The sequence below is a fragment of the Streptomyces sp. Pv4-95 genome (assembly GCF_045782725.1).
Lineage (GTDB): Bacteria > Actinomycetota > Actinomycetes > Streptomycetales > Streptomycetaceae > Streptomyces.
This window is the reverse complement of sequence record NZ_CP127172.1, coordinates 282,567-299,389: the sequence shown is the minus strand read 5'-3', so window position 1 is coordinate 299,389 and position 16,823 is coordinate 282,567. Positions and strand designations below refer to the sequence as shown.

17 protein-coding genes are annotated in these 16,823 nt (G+C 68.7%); 9 read left to right on the top strand and 8 right to left on the bottom strand.

What is annotated here, in order from left to right; all coding sequences use genetic code 11:
- Nucleotides 1–45: 45 nt before the first annotated feature.
- From QOM21_RS01380 to QOM21_RS01360, 5 genes are all read left to right on the top strand, one after another.
- A complete protein-coding gene (locus QOM21_RS01380) occupies nucleotides 46–285 on the top strand; it encodes a polyprenyl synthetase (protein WP_407547647.1) in 240 nt (79 codons plus the stop codon).
- Nucleotides 278–1,330: a polyprenyl synthetase family protein gene (locus tag QOM21_RS01375; RefSeq protein ID WP_407547646.1), complete on the top strand. Its 1,053-nt coding sequence runs from the start codon at nucleotides 278–280 to the stop codon at nucleotides 1,328–1,330. The genes QOM21_RS01380 and QOM21_RS01375 overlap by 8 nt, the downstream gene beginning before the upstream one ends.
- Nucleotides 1,331–1,355: 25 nt before the next feature.
- Complete coding sequence (locus QOM21_RS01370; protein ID WP_407547645.1) at nucleotides 1,356–2,519, top strand: oxygenase MpaB family protein; 1,164 nt, start codon at nucleotides 1,356–1,358, stop codon at nucleotides 2,517–2,519.
- A gap of 161 nt (nucleotides 2,520–2,680) precedes the next feature.
- A complete protein-coding gene (locus QOM21_RS01365; RefSeq protein WP_407547644.1) occupies nucleotides 2,681–3,337 on the top strand; it encodes a TetR/AcrR family transcriptional regulator in 657 nt (218 codons plus the stop codon).
- The gene (locus QOM21_RS01360; protein ID WP_407547643.1) at nucleotides 3,334–4,707 is read left to right on the top strand and encodes a phenylacetate--CoA ligase family protein; all 1,374 of its coding nucleotides are present in this window, start codon (nucleotides 3,334–3,336) and stop codon (nucleotides 4,705–4,707) included. Before QOM21_RS01365 ends, QOM21_RS01360 begins: the two co-directional genes overlap by 4 nt.
- 56 nt (nucleotides 4,708–4,763) lie before the next feature.
- Here QOM21_RS01360 and QOM21_RS01355 read toward each other — a convergent pair whose 3' ends face one another.
- Nucleotides 4,764–5,525, bottom strand: coding sequence for a GNAT family N-acetyltransferase (locus tag QOM21_RS01355; protein WP_407547642.1), 762 nt, complete (start codon nucleotides 5,523–5,525; stop codon nucleotides 4,764–4,766).
- Nucleotides 5,526–6,036: 511 nt separating this feature from the next.
- Here QOM21_RS01355 and QOM21_RS01350 point away from each other — a divergent pair.
- Complete coding sequence (locus QOM21_RS01350; protein ID WP_407547641.1) at nucleotides 6,037–7,299, top strand: MFS transporter; 1,263 nt, start codon at nucleotides 6,037–6,039, stop codon at nucleotides 7,297–7,299.
- Nucleotides 7,300–7,457: 158 nt separating this feature from the next.
- Here the strand turns inward: QOM21_RS01350 and QOM21_RS01345 are convergent, their stop codons facing one another.
- The gene (locus tag QOM21_RS01345) at nucleotides 7,458–8,357 is read right to left on the bottom strand and encodes a phenylalanine 4-monooxygenase (RefSeq protein ID WP_407547640.1); all 900 of its coding nucleotides are present in this window, start codon (nucleotides 8,355–8,357) and stop codon (nucleotides 7,458–7,460) included.
- A gap of 192 nt (nucleotides 8,358–8,549) precedes the next feature.
- Between QOM21_RS01345 and QOM21_RS01340 the strand changes: the two genes are divergently transcribed.
- Complete coding sequence (locus QOM21_RS01340; RefSeq protein ID WP_407547639.1) at nucleotides 8,550–9,020, top strand: HIT family protein; 471 nt, start codon at nucleotides 8,550–8,552, stop codon at nucleotides 9,018–9,020.
- 80 nt (nucleotides 9,021–9,100) lie between these two features.
- Here the strand turns inward: QOM21_RS01340 and QOM21_RS01335 are convergent, their stop codons facing one another.
- From QOM21_RS01335 to QOM21_RS01315, 5 genes are all read right to left on the bottom strand, one after another.
- Nucleotides 9,101–10,399, bottom strand: a complete 1,299-nt coding sequence (locus tag QOM21_RS01335; RefSeq protein WP_407547638.1) for a YcaO-like family protein — start codon at nucleotides 10,397–10,399, stop codon at nucleotides 9,101–9,103.
- A gap of 4 nt (nucleotides 10,400–10,403) precedes the next feature.
- Nucleotides 10,404–10,526 (bottom strand): hypothetical protein, encoded by a 123-nt coding sequence (locus tag QOM21_RS01330; protein WP_407547637.1) that lies wholly within the window; start codon nucleotides 10,524–10,526, stop codon nucleotides 10,404–10,406.
- A gap of 440 nt (nucleotides 10,527–10,966) precedes the next feature.
- Nucleotides 10,967–11,527, bottom strand: a complete 561-nt coding sequence (locus QOM21_RS01325) for a hypothetical protein (protein ID WP_407547636.1) — start codon at nucleotides 11,525–11,527, stop codon at nucleotides 10,967–10,969.
- Nucleotides 11,528–11,759: 232 nt separating this feature from the next.
- Nucleotides 11,760–12,485 (bottom strand): dienelactone hydrolase family protein, encoded by a 726-nt coding sequence (locus QOM21_RS01320; protein ID WP_407547635.1) that lies wholly within the window; start codon nucleotides 12,483–12,485, stop codon nucleotides 11,760–11,762.
- Nucleotides 12,486–12,571: 86 nt separating this feature from the next.
- Nucleotides 12,572–12,955, bottom strand: a complete 384-nt coding sequence (locus tag QOM21_RS01315) for a VOC family protein (protein WP_407547634.1) — start codon at nucleotides 12,953–12,955, stop codon at nucleotides 12,572–12,574.
- Between the two features lie 450 nt (nucleotides 12,956–13,405).
- Here QOM21_RS01315 and QOM21_RS01310 point away from each other — a divergent pair, with 450 nt between their 5' ends.
- Nucleotides 13,406–14,698, top strand: a complete 1,293-nt coding sequence (locus tag QOM21_RS01310) for a molybdopterin-dependent oxidoreductase (protein WP_407555543.1) — start codon at nucleotides 13,406–13,408, stop codon at nucleotides 14,696–14,698.
- The gene (locus tag QOM21_RS01305; protein WP_407547633.1) at nucleotides 14,695–15,210 is read left to right on the top strand and encodes a hypothetical protein; all 516 of its coding nucleotides are present in this window, start codon (nucleotides 14,695–14,697) and stop codon (nucleotides 15,208–15,210) included. The genes QOM21_RS01310 and QOM21_RS01305 overlap by 4 nt, the downstream gene beginning before the upstream one ends.
- Before the next feature lie 111 nt (nucleotides 15,211–15,321).
- Here QOM21_RS01305 and QOM21_RS01300 read toward each other — a convergent pair whose 3' ends face one another.
- The gene (locus tag QOM21_RS01300; RefSeq protein ID WP_407555542.1) at nucleotides 15,322–16,728 is read right to left on the bottom strand and encodes a hypothetical protein; all 1,407 of its coding nucleotides are present in this window, start codon (nucleotides 16,726–16,728) and stop codon (nucleotides 15,322–15,324) included.
- Nucleotides 16,729–16,823 lie beyond the last annotated feature (95 nt).

The window sequence follows — 16,823 nt, the reverse complement described above, 5'->3', positions numbered from 1 at the left end:
GTGACACATCACGATGGCCGCGGACCGGGCCTGACCGGGGATGCTGTGGCTCTGGTAGCCGGCCTTGCCGATCTGGCCGTGTCGGGGCTGAGCAGCACGCTGAGCGGAGTGAGCGGCCTACTGCGCCGAGCTGACCTCGGGGATCTGCTGACCGAGGGGCAGGAGGAGACCAAGGCGCGTGGACGCCTGGTCCTGGACCGGTATGCGGCTGCGTCGCCGGCTCACCTGGAGGTGCTTGCCCGAACTGTCACCGGTCGCGGCCAGACGGAGAGCAGCGGTGGCTGAACTGGATGAGCACGCCGCACTGAAAAGCCGCATTGATGGAGTCCTCGACGAGTTCGTTACCGCCGAAGCGCAGGCGATGGAGGACATCGATGCCTCCCTGGCGCCGGTCGCTGATCAGTTACGTGTGGCGACGGAGCAGGGCAAACGGTTCCGGGCGGCGTTTTGTTACTGGGGCTGGCGCGGGGCGGGTCAGCCCGACAGTGCGGCGCTGGTGCGCGCCGCCTGTGCGATCGAGCTGGTGCACGCAGCCGCCGTCCTCCATGACGACCTGATCGACCGCAGCCGTACGCGGCACGGCCGGCCCACCGCGCACATCGCCCTGCGCGACGTACTCACCCACCACGCGCGGCCCAAGGCCGGTGCCCGGGCTCTGGCCATGCTGACGGGCGATCTGCTGATATCGCTGGCCGGCCAGCTGTTCGTCACATGCGGCCTGCCCAGCGCCTACCTGAGCAGGGCTCGGCCCCTGTGGGGAGTGCTGGCCCGCGAACTGGTGGCGGGGGAGTGCCTGGAGATCCTGCGCACCGGCGCCGAGCCGGACCCGGAGACCTCGGTGAAGGTGATCCGCTACAAGACGGCCAAGTACACCGTCGAACATCCCCTGCACATCGGCGCGCTCCTGGCGGGCGCCCCGCCGAGGCTGCTTGAGGCCTACAGCGGCTATGGCCTGCCTCTGGGTGAGGCATTCCAACTGCGCGATGACCTACTGGGCTTGTTCGGTGACCCGGCACGCACCGGAAAGAACCCGGCCGACGACCTTGCCGGCAACCGCCCCACCGCCCTCATGGCCCACACCCTGCAATCCGCCGCCCCGGGGGAGCGCCGCGAACTGCGCCATCTGCTGGGACACGCAAACCCGAGCGAGCAGCAGGTGGAACGGGCGCGGGCGATCGCTCGCCGCACCGGAGCCGTCGCCCGCGTCGAAGACATGATCACCGCCCGGCTGCGTGCAGCACACGAGGCCCTGGCAGACGCCGACCTGGCCGCCGAAGCGCGCGGTGCCCTGTCCGGCCTGGCGACGTCCGCCACCGCCCGCCACCACTGACCACCGCATTCTGGGAGCGACACCGATGGTCTACACCCAAGCATCCATGAACGCGCTGCGGTCGGCAGGCGACGAGCTGGCCGACGCAACCGTGGCAACCCTGTTCGAGCGCGGGGAGGTGGGCAAATTCAACACCCTCATGCGCTACGTCTCCACCGTCGGCCAGGAACTGCCCGAGGGCCTGCCGGAAGTCGCCCGGGAATACCTGCACGAGACCAGCGCTCCTCCTGCCTGGGTGGACTGGGAGGAGATGGAGAGGGCTCGGCTGTTCTTCATCGACAACAACGTGCACATCTCCACCGCCCTGTCCTTCGCCTCCATGCCCGCCTGCTATGTCGTGCCGCACATCGCGAAGTTGCTGTCGGCCACCCATTCGCTGAAGTACCCGTCCAAGCGGATGGCGGAGACCGGGCAGTTCACCGTCTACCTCATGCAGCCCGACGCTTTCGAGGCCGGCGGCCGCTTCCTCCCGGCCGCCCAGAAGGTCCGCCTGCTGCACGCTTCCATCCGCCACCACCTCACACGCGAGAACCGGTGGGACGCCGCCGACCTGGGTACGCCGATCTGTCAGGAGGACATGATCGGCGGGCAGATGATGTTCTCCATCCAGGTCCTGGACGCCCTGCACCGCCTCGGCATCCACATGAGCACCCAGGGCGCCGAGGCGTACTACTACGCCTGGCGGGTCGTCGGTGCCATGCTCGGCGTAGACCAGAACCATGTCCCCCAGAACCTCCAGGCCGCCCGTGAGTTCTCCGACCTGTACATGACCCGACACATGGGGCCGAGCGAGGAAGGCGCTCATCTCACGCGCCAGCTCATCGACCTCTACGAGGAAGTCGTCCCCGGCACCTTGTTCGACCCCGTCGTCGGCGCCCTCATCCGCTACCTCATCGGCGACACCTGCGCCGACTGGCTCCAAGTGCCCCGCAGCCCCTGGGACACCGCCGTCAAAGCCGCTCCCGCCCTGCTCAACATCTTCGAGACGATCGAGGACAAGTCTCCGTTCGGAGCGTGGGCGCTGGACCGAATCGGCCACTTCACCACCCTCTTCGAACTCAGCTCCCTGACCCGTGGCCGCGTCATGCACTACGCCATTCCTGAACAGCTCAAGAAGGACTTCGGGGTCAGCAGCGCCGTGCCGTCCGCAAGCCGCTGGACCCCGCCCCCGGCAACCGTCAGCGGGTAGGAACGGCAGTCACTGACTCGACGTTGCTGCTCCCCACCTCTTCCCTTGGCTCCGGCGTGGGGAAGAGGTGAAGCCGCCTACGGGCGGCTTGCCGCCGGGAACCGGTGCGGGTTTGAGCCGTTCCTCAATACAATACAGAGCTGTACTGTATTGTATTGGTCGTGAAGCGTGACAATGATCCCCAAGGGCCCGCCATCGCCGAGTCGGCCCCGTCCACGAGGGCTCCCGGCCGGCCACGCAGTCAGGAGGCGGACGAGGCGATCCTCGCGGCGGCGCTCGATCTGCTCATCGAGCGAGGCGTCGGCTCGGCAAGTATTGAGCAGGTGGCGCGCCGCGCCGGAGTCACCCGTGCCACGGTGTACCGCCGCTTCCCGACCCTGACCGACCTGTTGGTGCGCGCGGTCGAGTGGGAATACCGGGACATGAACCCTGGCTCGATGGACTGGCCGGACATCGACAGCATGGTCACGGCCTGGGCCGACCACCTCGGCAAGCCCCGCGCACGCAAGCTGATCCGCCGCCTCTACAGCACGGTCGACGACCTCCCCGACCTGCTGCGCGCCTACCACCTGGCGCACGGCAGCCACCGCAGTCTCGCGGTACGCACCACCCTGGAGCGGGCTCGCGCGGCGGGGCAGCTTCCCCCGGACAGCGACCCGGAAATCCTCCAGCAGATGCTCAGTGGCCTGGCCCTGCAACACCTCGCCGCGCACCCCGACACCACCGGCCCGGAAGAGGTCAAAGCCTATTTCCTCGCCGTCCTGGGACAGGTCGGGCTGTCGACCGCCCCCGTACCTCGAAGGAGGACCGCACGATGACCGAGAACACGGCGTGGCTTGGACGGGACGTCCGCAGGGCCCGCAAGGAGGGGATACCCGCCGTCACGCGACGGCAGCGCGACCGGCTGGCCGACATGGTCGCCCACGCCCGGGCCACCTCCCCGTACTACCGCAGTCTCTACCGCGGTCTGCCCGAGCGGGTGGAGGACCCGGCGCTGCTGCCGGTCACCAACAAGGAGAGCCTGATGGGGAACTTCGACGACTGGGCGACCGACCGTGCCATCACGTACGAGAAAGTGCGCGCCTTCAGCGACGACCCCGACAGCATCGGGCAGCGGTTCCTCGGGAAGCACATGGTGGCCACCACCTCGGGCACCAGCGGCCGGCGGGGCCTCTTCGTCCTCGACGACCGGTACATGGAAGTGGGCGCCGCGCTGACCTCCCGCGCGCTCGCCTCGAATCTGGGTCCTGCCGGCCTCCTCCGGGCAACGGCTCAGGGCGGGCGCTTCGCCCAACTCGTCGCCACCGGTGGGCACTACGTCGGCTTCGCCGCGTACTCCCGCACTCAGCAAGCGGGCGGGTGGCGCAGCAAGCTGCTGCGGGCGTTCCCGGTGCACACACCGATGCCGCAGCTGGTGGCCGAGCTCAACGACTACCGCCCCGCCTTCGTGATCGGCTACGCCAGCACGATCATGCTGCTCACCGCCGAGCAGGAAGCCGGCCGTCTGCGGATCAACCCGGTGCTGATCCAGCCGGCCGGCGAGACGATGACCACGGACGACTCCGACCGGATCGCCCGCGCCTTCCGCACCACGGTCCGCGCGATGTACGGCGCGACCGAGTGCACCTACCTCAGCCACAGCTGCGCCCACGGCTGGTACCACGTCAACAGTGACTGGGCCGTGCTCGAACCGGTCGACGCCGATCACCGGCCCACCCCGCCGGGCCAGTTCTCGCACACCGTGCTGGTCAGCAACCTTGCCAACCGCGTGCAGCCGTTCCTGCGCTACGACCTCGGTGACAGCGTCCTGCTCCGGCCCGAACCGTGCCCGTGCGGCAACCCGCTGCCCGCGATTCGCGTGCAGGGACGCTCAGGCGACATCCTCACCTTTCCCGCCAACGGTGGTGCCTCCGTGCAGCTGGCGCCCCTGGCCTTCGGCACCCTCTTCGACCGCACTCCCGGGGTCGAGCTGTTCCAGGTCGAGCAGACCGCCCCGTCGACGCTGCGCGTACGTCTGCTGCCGGCCGCCGACGCCGACCCGGACCACGTGTGGCGGACCGCGCACCAGGAGCTGACCCGCCTCCTCACCGACAACAAACTCGACCACATCACGGTCCAGCGTGCCGAGGAGCCACCCCATCAGGCGGCCGGCGGCAAATACCGAACGGTCATCCCCTTCGACCGATAGGGCACCTGACCAGGGCCCCTTCGCATGACGCTGCGTCCGACCCTTCCCGCCTGGGGTCAGTGCGTGCCGATGCGCGCGGCCACGCAGGGGTCCTCGTTGCGGTACCCGAGTCGGTTGTAGAGCCGTTCGGCCGGGGCGTTTTCGGCGAGCTGCCACAGCGTGCAGAACCCGTACCGGCGAACGGCGTACCGGGTGAGCCACGAGGTCAGCGCCGCACCGAATCCCTGGCCACGCAGACGGGCATCCGTCGCCACGGAGGCCATCAGTGGTGCGCCGCTGTCCCGCAGGCTGCTCAGGGCACCGCAGGCCACCAAGTGGCCGTCGGCGTCACGGATCCCGGCCCACACGCTGACGCCGGCGGAACCGGGACCGGTCGAGTGCCCCGGACTGTGGGTGTCGAGAAAGGCTCGCAGCTCTTCGTGCCGGCTCTCGTCCAGCTCGGTCACCCGCTCCTCGGCCCGTTGGACCGCCGGTTCCTCCAGCGTCCAGCGGAAGACCCACTCGACGGCATCGGTCACCGGCAGATGGCGGCCGGCCAGCACTTCGGTGCCTCGGGGACCGGTGAACTCCCGCACCCGGCCCGGCAGCCCATGGGCGGCACGCAGAACGAGGCCGGCGGCGGACTCGGGCTCGCCCACACTCCACACATGGCCGCGGGCGTCGTCGAGCCAGGCGGCGGCACCGTCACCGGACCAGCTGATCCGGTCGGCCGTACGCTGCCGAGCCGCGCCGAAGCGCAGCAGGGCGGAACCAGCCCGGAACTCCAGGTTCTGGTGGAACATGTCTGTGGCCCTGGGGGCAAGAGTCGTTGCCTGCATCGCTCTCTGAAGGGGACGTAAGGGGGAAGGGCGGCCGGACGCGCGCAGGGGCGCGCGACGCGAACCATCCGTCTGGAATATGGGGAGCCCGGCTGAGGCTGCGGCTGCGCACACGGCGCGCTCCGGCCGACCGGACGATCCACTGTGGCACAGGGCCCCTGCCGGAGGGCAAATTCGGGGCCCGCGCGCCCTATGTCCATGGCGTCGCGGACCATGGAGCGCCCCGCCGAGCCATTGCCGCGGCGTGGGGCGCGCCAGGTGCTCGATGCGATGCGAAACCGTTCAGGCAGGTCGTGGGCCAGGGCGGCAACTGGCCGGGGGCAGCTGCGCTGCGAGGGGAACTTCCGTGATCGACGGACCGCAGGGGAGACTTCCCTCCTGTGGGGAGTCGTGTTGTGGCGGGTGGCCGGCCAAGAGGCTTCATCGCGGCCTTCTCGGTTCGCTGCGGCGACGGCAGACGGGGACAGGCCCGTGTTGAGCGGACCTGTCCGCAGGAATGGAGTGCGTGATCGTGGGTTCCACCTCGATGGCTGCGCGCCGCCCGTATCGCTGGGCGGTGCTGCTGCTGTCATGGGCGGCTTTCACCATGACAGCCGTCGACCGATCGACGTGGGGGCCCGCATCGGTCGCCGTCGGCGAGCACCTGGGCGTCTCCATAGCAGGGCTCGGCGTGTTCGCCACCGGCTACTACATCGGCTATGTGATCTCCAATGCCTGCGGTGGTGTGCTGACCGACTGGCTCGGCGGGCGCGTGGTCATTTCCGGCACACTGTTCGCCGCCGGCGGCTTCATGATCCTTTTCGGGGAGAGCACGTCGGCCGCTCTCGGCATCACATTCCAGGCATGCATCGGCTTCTTCGCGGGCTGTGACTACTCGGCCGGGGTCAAGCTCATCTCCCAGTGGTTCCGGTCCCAGGACCGAGGATTCGCGATGGGCGTCTTCATGACGGCCACATCGCTCGGCACGGTGATCGCCAACGCAGTCGTGCCGAGTCTCATCGCATCCTCCGGATGGCGCGCTTCGTACCACGTCTTCGGTACGGCCTCGATGGCCGTCGCAGTCCTGTGCTTCGTTTTCCTGCGCAACGGGACCGGTGCCGAACGTGAGCCGAGGCGGTTGCCGAAGGTCGGGCCGCTCGTGCGCAACCGCGATCTGCTCCTGCTCGGCCTTGCCGGCTTCGGTGGTCTGTGGGGCACCTACGGCTTCATCACCTGGGCCAATGCGCTGATGACCAAGGGCAGCGGCCTCTCGCCGGTGCAGGCGGGCGGTGTCGTGGCGATCTTCGCCGTCGCAGCCGTTGCCGCCAAGCCCTTCATCGGTCTGGTGACCGATCTGTTCGGCGGGCGGCGCAAGGTGCCCACAGTGCTCGTGCTCGGCTCGTTCGTGGTGACGCTGCTGCTGTTCGGGACGGCGGACAGTCTTACCGCGTACCTGTGGACAGCGCCGTTCCTCGGGATCGCCGCCTACGTTTACAGCCCGCTGATGGTCGCTCTCATCCCACAGCTGTCCGGGGTACGCCTGGCCGGATCGGCGGCCGGCGCCACGAACGCGTTCTGGCAGCTGGGCAGCACCGTGGTGCCTGTAGTGCTCGGTGTGGTGTTCCAGGCGACACACTCGTTCTTCGCCGCGTTCGCGACACTGGCCGTCGGCCCGCTGCTCGGCATGCTGACGATGCTCGCCATCCGAGAAGACCGCCCCGGTCACCCGACGGAGAACGCCGCTCTGCCCGCCATCGCCGAAACGGCGCCGATCAGCGAAAAGAACGTGGGGTAGCTCGCCGTGTCCCCGCATTGCGGTGGTGGCAGCCGTAGGTAGCCCGGACGGCGACGCCGGCTGGCCGGGGGAGTGCCAGGGCGGAGCGCCGCATCCCTCAAACCGCGACCGCTGCCGAACTCCGGGGTCCACGAGAGCGGCATTGCGGCCGCTCGCCGTCATCGGCCGCTGGGACGCGCCATGAAACCGCGCTCGGACAGGACGGGAAGGCGGTAGCGCTCTTGGGTGGTCTCGTCGAAGTCGTCGAGGAAGCCATGGAGGAGCTCGGCGAGGTGGGCCAGGGAGTCGACCGTGAAGAGGACCGGCTGGTAACCGGCTACCTGATACGGCAGGCGGGCCATCTCGGCGAGGTCGAACGGCCGCAGGTCGGCATGAGCGAAGCGCCCGAGTTCGCCGAAGGATGACAGCAGCGCCGCTCCGTATGCTCCCGGCAGCCGTTCTTCGAGGGTGACGCCGTATTCGAGGGTGAACCAGTAAACACGGCTGATCAGATCCAGCGCGTCTGCCGTATCCACCCGGGCCGCGGCACGACCCACCGTGCGGTACAGGTCGGCGAAGAACGGATCCGCGAGGTGGATGCCGTGCCCGAACACGTCGTGCAGGACATCCGGCTCCGGCGTGTACAGGGGCATAGCGGGATGCCGCACGTACTGAACGGCGTGGAAATATCCATCGACCATCGCACCCAGGAAGCGCTTGTTCGGCACGATCCCGCCCGCCGGCGTGAACCGGAATCCCGTCAGTGCTTCGAGCCGGTCGGACACCTCCTCGTGCTGCGGGACGCCGTCGGCAGGGATCGGCGCGGATTCCCGGGCCCGCAGCACTTCCCGGCAGGCCCAGTGGTCCTGGGCTCGCCACAGCGCCTTGTGTACGGCGCGCCAGGTGGCGTGCTCGGCCTCGGTGTAGTGGACCTCGGGTGACGGCTCGCCCACCTGGCGGCCCTCCGCGCGGTCAGCAATCAGATTCCTGCGGCGCACGTAGTCCGGATCCGCGAAGCCGGGGTGCTCCTCGGCACGGCCCACCGTGGTCCCGCCCGCGTCGAGCGGGGTCAGACTCATCCAATCGATCATGAACAACATCGTGGACCGTCACCTGGCTCCCCGGACGGTTCACACGCGCCCCCTCACCCGGGCGCGTGTGGACCGTCCGGGGAGATTCCGGCTCACTCCTGAGGAAGGGACTTCTCCTGGCGTGACTGGTGTCCGAGGCCGACAGGCGTTTCGCAGCGAGCGGTTCTACGATCTCCGTTCATGACGACTCCCGACTGCTACGCATGCGGCAAGGAAGCAGAGTTCGACAACCTTCCGCCACGCGAGTGCGTGGCGTATGACCAGCACTGGCGGGTGGTTCACGACTTCAACACCGCGGTGCCGGGCTGGCTGGTGCTGCTGCCTCGCCGCCACGTTGCCGCGGTGCATGACCTCACCGACGCTGAGGCATCGGCCCTGGGGGTGTGGCAGGTCAAGCTCTCCCGTGCCCTTCGGAACGTGACCGGTTGCGCCAAGACCTACGTCGTCCAATTCGCAGAAGCCGAAGGTTTCGCGCACGTGCACTTCCACATCGTTCCGCGCATGGCAGATCTGCAACCAGAGCATCGTGGGACGGGTATTTTCGAGCTGCTCCGGCGACCGGAGCAGGAGCGGGTAACGGCTGATCAGGCAGACGAAGTAGCCCACTCCCTCCGGGCTCGACTTCATGGGTACCCGAACGCTGCTCCGTAGCCCGCATCACGGAATCTGAGCCAGAAACGAGACTCGACAGCCGCAATGCAGCGCTTCGAGGCAGGTTTGTTCAGCGATCCCTAGTGGCACCGCCCCCGAGGGCCGGGGACGATCAGGGCGCCCTTCAGGATCGCGAAGAACCGTTCCAGACCCGGGACCACCGTGTGCACGAGACTCAGGCCGGTTGTCGGCGTCCCTGCACGGGGCGGCGGCATCATGCTGCGTCGGTGAGCGCGAAATCCGTGGGCTTCCAGGCGGGCGATGAGCACTGAAAGCTCCTCGCCAGGTGGGGGCGGGGAGATGGAGTTCAGGAAGGGGGTGCGGCGCGCTGTTCGTAGGGCGTCGGTGAGGTCGAAGCGCGCGCAACGGTGCAGTACCGGGTATGGCTCCAGAGAGGAGAGCGGGATCGGTTCGGGCGGGGTGTGTCGCCGGGCGACGGCGGTTTCGAGGAGCTCGGTCACGGCGCCCGCTACGGCCTGGTGGAATGTGAAGGCGGCGGCTTGTCCACGTAGGTACGCCACGCCATCGCGCGGAGGGCAGTAAGCGAGGACGGTGGGAATGCCCAGATCGCTGGTGGCGTCCAGCAGATGGATGCGGACCCCGGCTTCTCTCTCGGCGTGGGCGCGAAGGAGTGCGAGGTGCCCCGGCAGCAAGTCCGGGTCTACGACGGACAGTGGCCTGCCGGAGGCGAGGACACGAAGCGTCAGAAGGGAGCAGGCGTCCCGTTCGACGGTTTCCAACAGGGCGTGCACGGTGGCCAGGTCATCCGTGGGCGCCAGCCCGTATCCGGAGCTGACGGAGTACCGGGAGAGAGCGCGGTAGTCCGTCTCATCACCGACCCGGTCGCGGTGCGCTTCTCCGTTCGGCGCGGCGTACCACGGCGCACCCAGGTAGAGCGGAATATTCACTTCGTCCCGGCCGGGGTGAAGCGACTGGTAGGGGCTACAGGCGAGCTCGCTGTGCGCGAGCGTTTCCAGAAGCGGGGCGCTCGCCTCGTCGGCGAGGATCCCTGTCGCCAGTTCTCGGGCGGGGGCGAAATGGATCTGTGTGTTCTCCAGGCTCACCGGACCGGTGAGGAATCGTTCCAGAGCTTCACTGAGGGCCCGCAAGCGCGCTTCCGAAGAGTGTTGCGCCTTACCGATGCCCGCAGTCGGATGCGGGGAGGTGTCGCCGCGCTCTGAGAGCTCGCATCTCCAGATGGATACGATGCCGGGCGCTTCGGCTTGCTTCTGCCAGACAGGACGTAGCCCTAAGTCGTGCGCGGCGAGTTCCAGCGCTCGCGCTGCTCCTGGAGAAACAGTGGGGCCCGGCGGGGGGAGTGTGGGTGCATCGGCCAACCGGAACTGGCCGCTGCCCTCGCCCTCCTCCGCCGGGCGCACGCCGTTACTCGTCCTCGTCGGACGGCTCGGCAATGCCCAACTCACCTGCCAAGAACGCCTCTTCGTCGGTCAGCTCCACGTCCTCAGGCTGACCGGCGACAGCCATGTCTCCAGTACTCGAACCCATGACATATACCTCCTGCTATCGGCGGTTTTGGGTTTTTTCGAGTGTGGGATGCCGGCAGGCCCGACGCAAACGGACAGGTCCAGGGGTGAAAGTGGGAATCAAGGAGCCTCAGGATCTCGTCCCGGGGATCGTTGGGCGCGAGGCGGAGGGCCCCAGGTCGGTTGGCCCGACGTTGCGCCATCCGAGCCGGCTGTAGACGTCCTTCCGCCCCGCTTCGCCCAAGGGCGCGAATGGAGCTGATCGAGCACCAGTTCGCCGTGGGCCGGCTGCGGCAGCGGGCGCATCAGCGCAGAGCCGACGCAGCGGCCTCGGAATGCGGGATGGGCCTGAGGGTGGTGGACGGTGCCCCAGAACACCAGCTTCGTGGTCGGCGGTCGACCGCCGGGTGGCGGTGCGGGTGGAGCCGTCCGTCGGGCGGCTCCACGTGCGACGTGCCGGGTTCAGTCGGTGATGAACCAATCGTTCTTGAGGTACTCCAAGGTGTAGCTGCCGAGGTCGCTCTCGGAGAAGGTGGCGGAGGCATTGACCGCTTGGACCGGCATCTCGATCTTGTCGGGCGTGCGCACGTTGACGCGCTGCGGGTCGACCGTCGCGGTTTTCAGTGCCTGCTTCTGCGCGGGCGAGATCATCTGGAACACGGTGGCGTACGTCGATGTGCACGGGCCGATCCCTTGGTCCTCTGCCTTCTTCGCGGCGGGCCCGGCCACTTCGCAGACCGTGTCGATGTCCTCCCGGCCCAGGGCGTGGAGGTACTGCTCGTACCGCTGGATCGCGCCCTCCTTCGTCCTGGGCGCGGGTCGGTCGCCGGGTGGCTCGGCCGAAGGCTTCTCGGTCGGAGGCGCTGTGGACGGCGTAGCCGATGGCTCTTCGGCCCGCTTGGACGCGGACGGCTGCGAATTCTTCGCGTCCGCGTCCTCCTCTGCTTTGGCAGGACCGCACGCGGACGCCAGCAGCGCCACACAGCCCATTACCGCCACGCTCATCAAAGTCCGCGCTCTCATGTGGTCCCCTCACCGCCAGCCGACAACTCGTCAAGAGGTCACGCAGGATCCGGGGAAACGGTTCCCGGGCCGGCCCAGGGGGGTGGGGGCTTCATAGAGGCCCCGAGTCCGTGTGTGCTGCTGCGCGAGGCCCCGTGCGCTGAAGGCTGAGCTGCGGTGATGCCTCAACAACCGCAGCGGGTGGCGGTCGACCGGCCTGGTTCGCGGCCCGCGATCGAGCTTGCCGACCAGCTCACTCCGCTACGGCCAGACATTCGGCGAGCAGGTCGACGATGTCGCGCCAGGCCCGCTGCGCGTGCTGTGGGTGGTGGCCGACGCCGGGGAGCACGGTGTGGTCGACCGGCGGGTGGTGGAAGGCGTGCAAGGCGCCGCCGTAGACCACGAGACGCCAGTCGACGCCCGCGGCCTGCATCTCGGCGGTGAACGCGTCCCGTTGCGCGGGCGGCATGATCGGGTCTTCCGACCCGACTCCGGCCCACACCGGGCAGCGAATGCGTGCCGCCTCGCCCGGTCGGCCCGTGGTAGTTGCGTTGACTGTCCCGATCGCGCGCAGGTTGACGCCGTCGCGCCCGAGTTCCAACGCGATTGCGCCTCCGGTGCCGTAGCCGACGGCGGCGATCCGGTCGGGGTCGGTCCGCGGTTCGGCGCGCAAGACGTCCAGTGCCGCGTGGCCGATGCCCCGCATCCGGTCGGGGTCGGCGAGCAGCGGCATGCAGCGGTCCAGCATCTCCTCGGGGTCGCCCAAATAGCTCCCGCCGTGAATGTCGAAGGCCAGCGCCACGTATCCCAGCTCGGCGAGAGCATCGGCCCGGCGGCGTTCGACGTCGCTGAGCCCCATGCCCTCCGGGCCGAGCAGCACCGCGGGCCGGCGGCCGACACCGCCCGGGAGCGCGAGGTGCCCGATCATCGTCAGGCCGTCCGCCGGATACTCGATCGTGCGCGTGGTGATCGTCGTCATGCGACTGGACTGTAGGGATGGTTGAGCCCGGTCGGGCCGGCGTTCACCGCCGGCGGAACAGCACGGCTGCGGACAGCCCGCGAGTGTCAGGAATTCATCGCGGCGCGGTCGGACTCGCTGCGAAGCACGCAGAACTCGTTGCCTTCGGGGTCGGCAAGGACTGCCCAGCCAGAGCCATCGGAATTCCGGTGGTCGGTGACCAAGGTGGCACCGAGTCCCAGCAGCCGTTCCACTTCCCGCTCACGCGCGGTCTCGGGGCGCAAACACAGATGGATCCGGTTCTTCACCTTCTTGGACTCGGGGACCTGGTTGAAGTACAGCGCTGGGCCCTCCGCCAGCTGCACCTGCGTCTCCCGGTCACCCGGTTTGTCCTCCGGATTCACCGGACGGCCAGTAACCCTGCTCCAGAACCGGGCCAGCTCGTAGGCATCCGCACAGTCGATCGCCACGTTCTGCACCACTGAAACCATGCGCGCGAGCTTCCCTCAATTCCCTTCCAGCCGCCACCGAGTTGCGCTCATTCATCGCACACAGCTCGGGTGCCTGGCCGCAGCGTCGATATTTTGCCACGCACCGCCGGTCCGGCCTGGCGGACCTCGCGCTTTCGCGGCCTCGGAAACTCGTAATTCTCGCGGCCGGATGGTAATCCTGTTTATCCAGGTTCACCCGAAATCCTCCCGTCGACGCATACCGTTGTCCCCGCCCGGCGGACCGGTCGCCGTGGGCACGGTGAAGGGATCGGGATGGAGCCCAACGACAGCGGCAACGAGCCAAGCCCTCCCGCCGCTCCGCGGCCTGACAAGGCGAAGCCGAGCGGGCCGCCGCGCGCAGGAGTCCCCGAGCCCGAACCCACAAACAGAGGAGCCCCGCCTCACGGCGCTTCCGCAGTCCAGGAGGGCGGCCACCGGCGTCTGCCCGGTCTGCCGGGTGGTCCACCGCCACCCGGCCCGACACGCCCCGCGTTCTGGCGAAGTCCGCTGCGCGGGCCCTGGTTGACGTCGGTGTTCGGGCTGATCCTACTGGGCGGCATCACGGTGCTGTTCGTGACCGGTCTGCTGTCCTACGCCGCCTACAACCCCAACCTGGCGCCGGGCAACGACCACACGCCGGACAAGGGCTGGCTCGGCTTCTACCTCTTCTCCTGGCCCACCAGCCCCTACTGGCTCTACCGCCTCACCCAAGGGGTGCACGTCACGCTCGGCGTGGTGCTGATCCCGATCCTGCTGGCGAAGCTGTGGTCGGTGATTCCGAAGCTGTTCTCCTGGCCACCGCTGCGCTCGCCGAGCCAGGCGTTGGAGCGGCTCTCGCTGCTGCTGCTCGTGGGCGGTGCGCTGTTCGAGTTCGTCACCGGGGTGCTGAACATCCAGCTGCACTACATCTTTCCCGGGTCCTTCTACACCCTCCATTTCTACGGCGCCTGGGTGTTCATCGGCGCCTTCATCGTGCACATCGCCTTCCGCATTCCCGTCATGTACAGGGCCCTGCGCAGCCGCCGCTGGCGTACCGAGCTGCGTACGCCGATTGGCCGTACCCGGTCCGAACCTGCCGACGACACCGGGCTGGTGACCCCGAATCCGGCGCAGCCGACCATGTCGCGGCGCGGTGCGCTGGGCCTGGTGGGGGCCGGCTCGCTCGGACTGCTCATCGTGACGGCGGGCCAGAGCATCGGTGGCTCCCTCCGCCCGACCGCGCTGCTGGCCCCGCACGGGCAGGAGCCCGGCACGGGACCCAACGGCTTCCAGGTCAACAAGACCGCCGCAGGCGTCGGCATCAGCGCCCGCGACATCGGCCACGACTGGCGGCTCGTCGTACGCGGTGACGGCCGGGAAGTGACCTACACCCGCGAACAGGTGCTGGCCCTGCCACAGCACACGGCCGAACTTCCCATCGCCTGCGTGGAGGGCTGGTCCACCGACGACCAGCTCTGGAGCGGTGTGCGACTGTCCGAACTCGCAGCCCGGGTCGGATTCGGGCAGAGCCCGCCGGGCGTGTTCGTCGAGTCCGCACAGCGCGGCGGCGCCTTCAGCTCGACGCATCTGCGCGACAACCAAGTGCGCGATGTTCGGTCGCTGCTCGCCCTGCGGGTAAATGGTGCGAGTCTTTCCGCGGACCACGGCTATCCGGCACGGATCATCGTTCCGGCCAACCCCGGCGTGCACAACACCAAATGGGTCACCCGGCTCACCTTCGGAACGGCGGGAGAAGCCTCATGAAGGGAATTCGGCAACGCTACGGGGCGTCCCCTCTTCATCTCCTGCTCGTGTTGTGCTCCTTCATCCTGACCGTGTACGCCGGAATCCGGCTGCTGAAGGGAGACACGCTCGGTGTCATCATGTGGTTCATCGGCGCCGCGCTCCTGCACGACCTGGTCTTCCTTCCCCTCTACACCGTCACCGACCGTGCCGTGCAAGGGGCCTTCAGGCATCGAAAGCCGACGAGCCGTTCCCGTCGACCAGTCGGGTGGATCAACTACGTTCGCTTTCCCGCCTTTGTCGCCCTTTTGCTGCTTCTGGTCTTCTACCCGCTGATCCTCAACAAGGTCCCGGGCTTCACGGCGTACACGGCTCTGTCTGCCGACGTCTTCTGGGGCCGCTGGCTGCTGATCGCCGCTGCCCTCTTCGCAGCTTCCGCCCTCTGCTTGGTGGTCGCCATATGGCGTGCGCATGAGCCGCGGGGAGGCCAGGAGGAGCCCCCGCCGAAGGAGCCCGGCCGTCGACAGGCATAGGGGCTTTCCCCTACCCTCCCGCGGGACTCACCTAGGCGCGCACGCGCTTGCCCTAACGCGTCTGCAGATGTGACTCCCTGGCCGGCCTTCCTCCGTAAGCCCGACCTGCGGTCACCAACCCGTCAGCAACAGATGGTTGACCAGCAGCGCCAGTGTTGCCTGCCCGGCCAGCCACCAGACATGACGGCGGGGGAGCAGTGCGCAGGCGGGGAGGAGCCAGACCGCGAAGGTCAGCCAGATGCGTTCGGTCTCCGCTTTGCTCATGCCGGACACATCCGCGAGCAGCATCATGCACAACGCAGCGGCGACCATCACGGACAGCGCACCACGCCCGGTCGGCGACGCTCGCCGCATCCCTCGCACGGCCGGCCACAGAGGGCCGGAGGCACGGCGCAGGCCCGCAACCGCGGCCAGGCCGACCGTCAGCACCTGGGCGGCCAGATTTGCCCAGATGAAGTAGGCGTACGGGCGTACCCCCGCGGCGCCCTGGTAGTAGCGCTCGACAAGGGTGAAGTAGCCGTCGGGCCACCAGAAGCCGCCGCTGGTGAAGGCCGCCACCCAGAGCAGCACCCCCAAGATCACGTACGGCAGCGGGCGGGCGGACCGGGCCAGGAGCAGGACGGACCCGCCGAGCACGACGAGGACGATCAGGCCGTAGGAGAGGTACCAGGCAAGCCCCAACAGCAGTCCGGCGCCGAGCGACGCGAGACGCGGCATGCGGGTGGTGCGGGTGGCTGCCAGTGTGAGCAGGGCGATCGCCCAGGCGGAGACGCCGGCGAAGTAGCCGTCGGCGCTGACCCCGATCCATACCGCCGCCGGCGCCAGCACCAGGAACGGGGCCGCCCGCCGCGCCAGTTGCTCACCGCACAGAGCCCGGACGGTGATGAGGACCGCGGCCACGAACGACGACCCGATGGTGATGCACCAGGCCGCCGCCCAGGCGCCGCCACCCAGTCCGACACGGTCCAGACCGACGAACGTCAGCAGAGCGCCGGGCGGGTGGCCGGCTACATGGGCCGGCCAGATGTGCGGTGATCCGACCAGGATGTGGTTGGTGAAGTCCCCCAGAAAGGCCGGAACATCCTGCACACCGTCCACGGACTGCAGGTACTCCAGGCTCGTGGTCAGCCGCTCGGCGACCCCGCGCCCCCAGCCGTCCACCAGCGCCAGCGACCACGTCCAAGCCATCGCCGCGCCCCAAGCGGCAGGCACCAGCACCCGCCACGACAGGCGCCTCGCGGCCGTCGGGCCGTAGATCACCACCAGCGCGGCGACGGCCAGCGCCGCCGGGGTCCCCGGGCCGACGTGCGGCATCCACCATGCGTACAGCGGCGGCCACCCCAGCCGCAGAATGCCCTCCGACCCGGAGATGGTCCTGTTGACGGCACGTCCGACGACCACTGCGAGCACGAAGAGCGCGACTGCGGCCGCCACCGCCCACAGATCGCGGCGGCCATCCTGCTTCCGCGCACCCACCGTCACCAGATCGCCGCGATATTCCCGCTTCCGCTCACGCACTGTCACCAGGCCACCCTAGGTCAGGTCAGTGGCCCGTTCCCGGTCCTGCCGTGCGACACCACGACGCGCGTCTGCCCATGGGGTCGTGTCAGCCC

Excerpts from the sequence above, each read along its gene's own strand:
- QOM21_RS01315 (WP_407547634.1), bottom strand. The coding sequence starts at position 12,955 with ATGGTTTCAGTGGTGCAGAACGTGGCGATCGACTGTGCGGATGCCTAC.
- QOM21_RS01305 (WP_407547633.1), top strand. The coding sequence starts at position 14,695 with ATGAAGGGAATTCGGCAACGCTACGGGGCGTCCCCTCTTCATCTCCTG.
- QOM21_RS01360 (WP_407547643.1), top strand. The coding sequence starts at position 3,334 with ATGACCGAGAACACGGCGTGGCTTGGACGGGACGTCCGCAGGGCCCGC.
- QOM21_RS01330 (WP_407547637.1), bottom strand. The coding sequence starts at position 10,526 with ATGGGTTCGAGTACTGGAGACATGGCTGTCGCCGGTCAGCCTGAGGAC.
- QOM21_RS01340 (WP_407547639.1), top strand. The coding sequence starts at position 8,550 with ATGACGACTCCCGACTGCTACGCATGCGGCAAGGAAGCAGAGTTCGAC.
- QOM21_RS01325 (WP_407547636.1), bottom strand. The coding sequence starts at position 11,527 with ATGAGAGCGCGGACTTTGATGAGCGTGGCGGTAATGGGCTGTGTGGCG.
- QOM21_RS01320 (WP_407547635.1), bottom strand. The coding sequence starts at position 12,485 with ATGACGACGATCACCACGCGCACGATCGAGTATCCGGCGGACGGCCTG.
- QOM21_RS01370 (WP_407547645.1), top strand. The coding sequence starts at position 1,356 with ATGGTCTACACCCAAGCATCCATGAACGCGCTGCGGTCGGCAGGCGAC.
- QOM21_RS01345 (WP_407547640.1), bottom strand. The coding sequence starts at position 8,357 with ATGAGTCTGACCCCGCTCGACGCGGGCGGGACCACGGTGGGCCGTGCC.
- QOM21_RS01355 (WP_407547642.1), bottom strand. The coding sequence starts at position 5,525 with ATGCAGGCAACGACTCTTGCCCCCAGGGCCACAGACATGTTCCACCAG.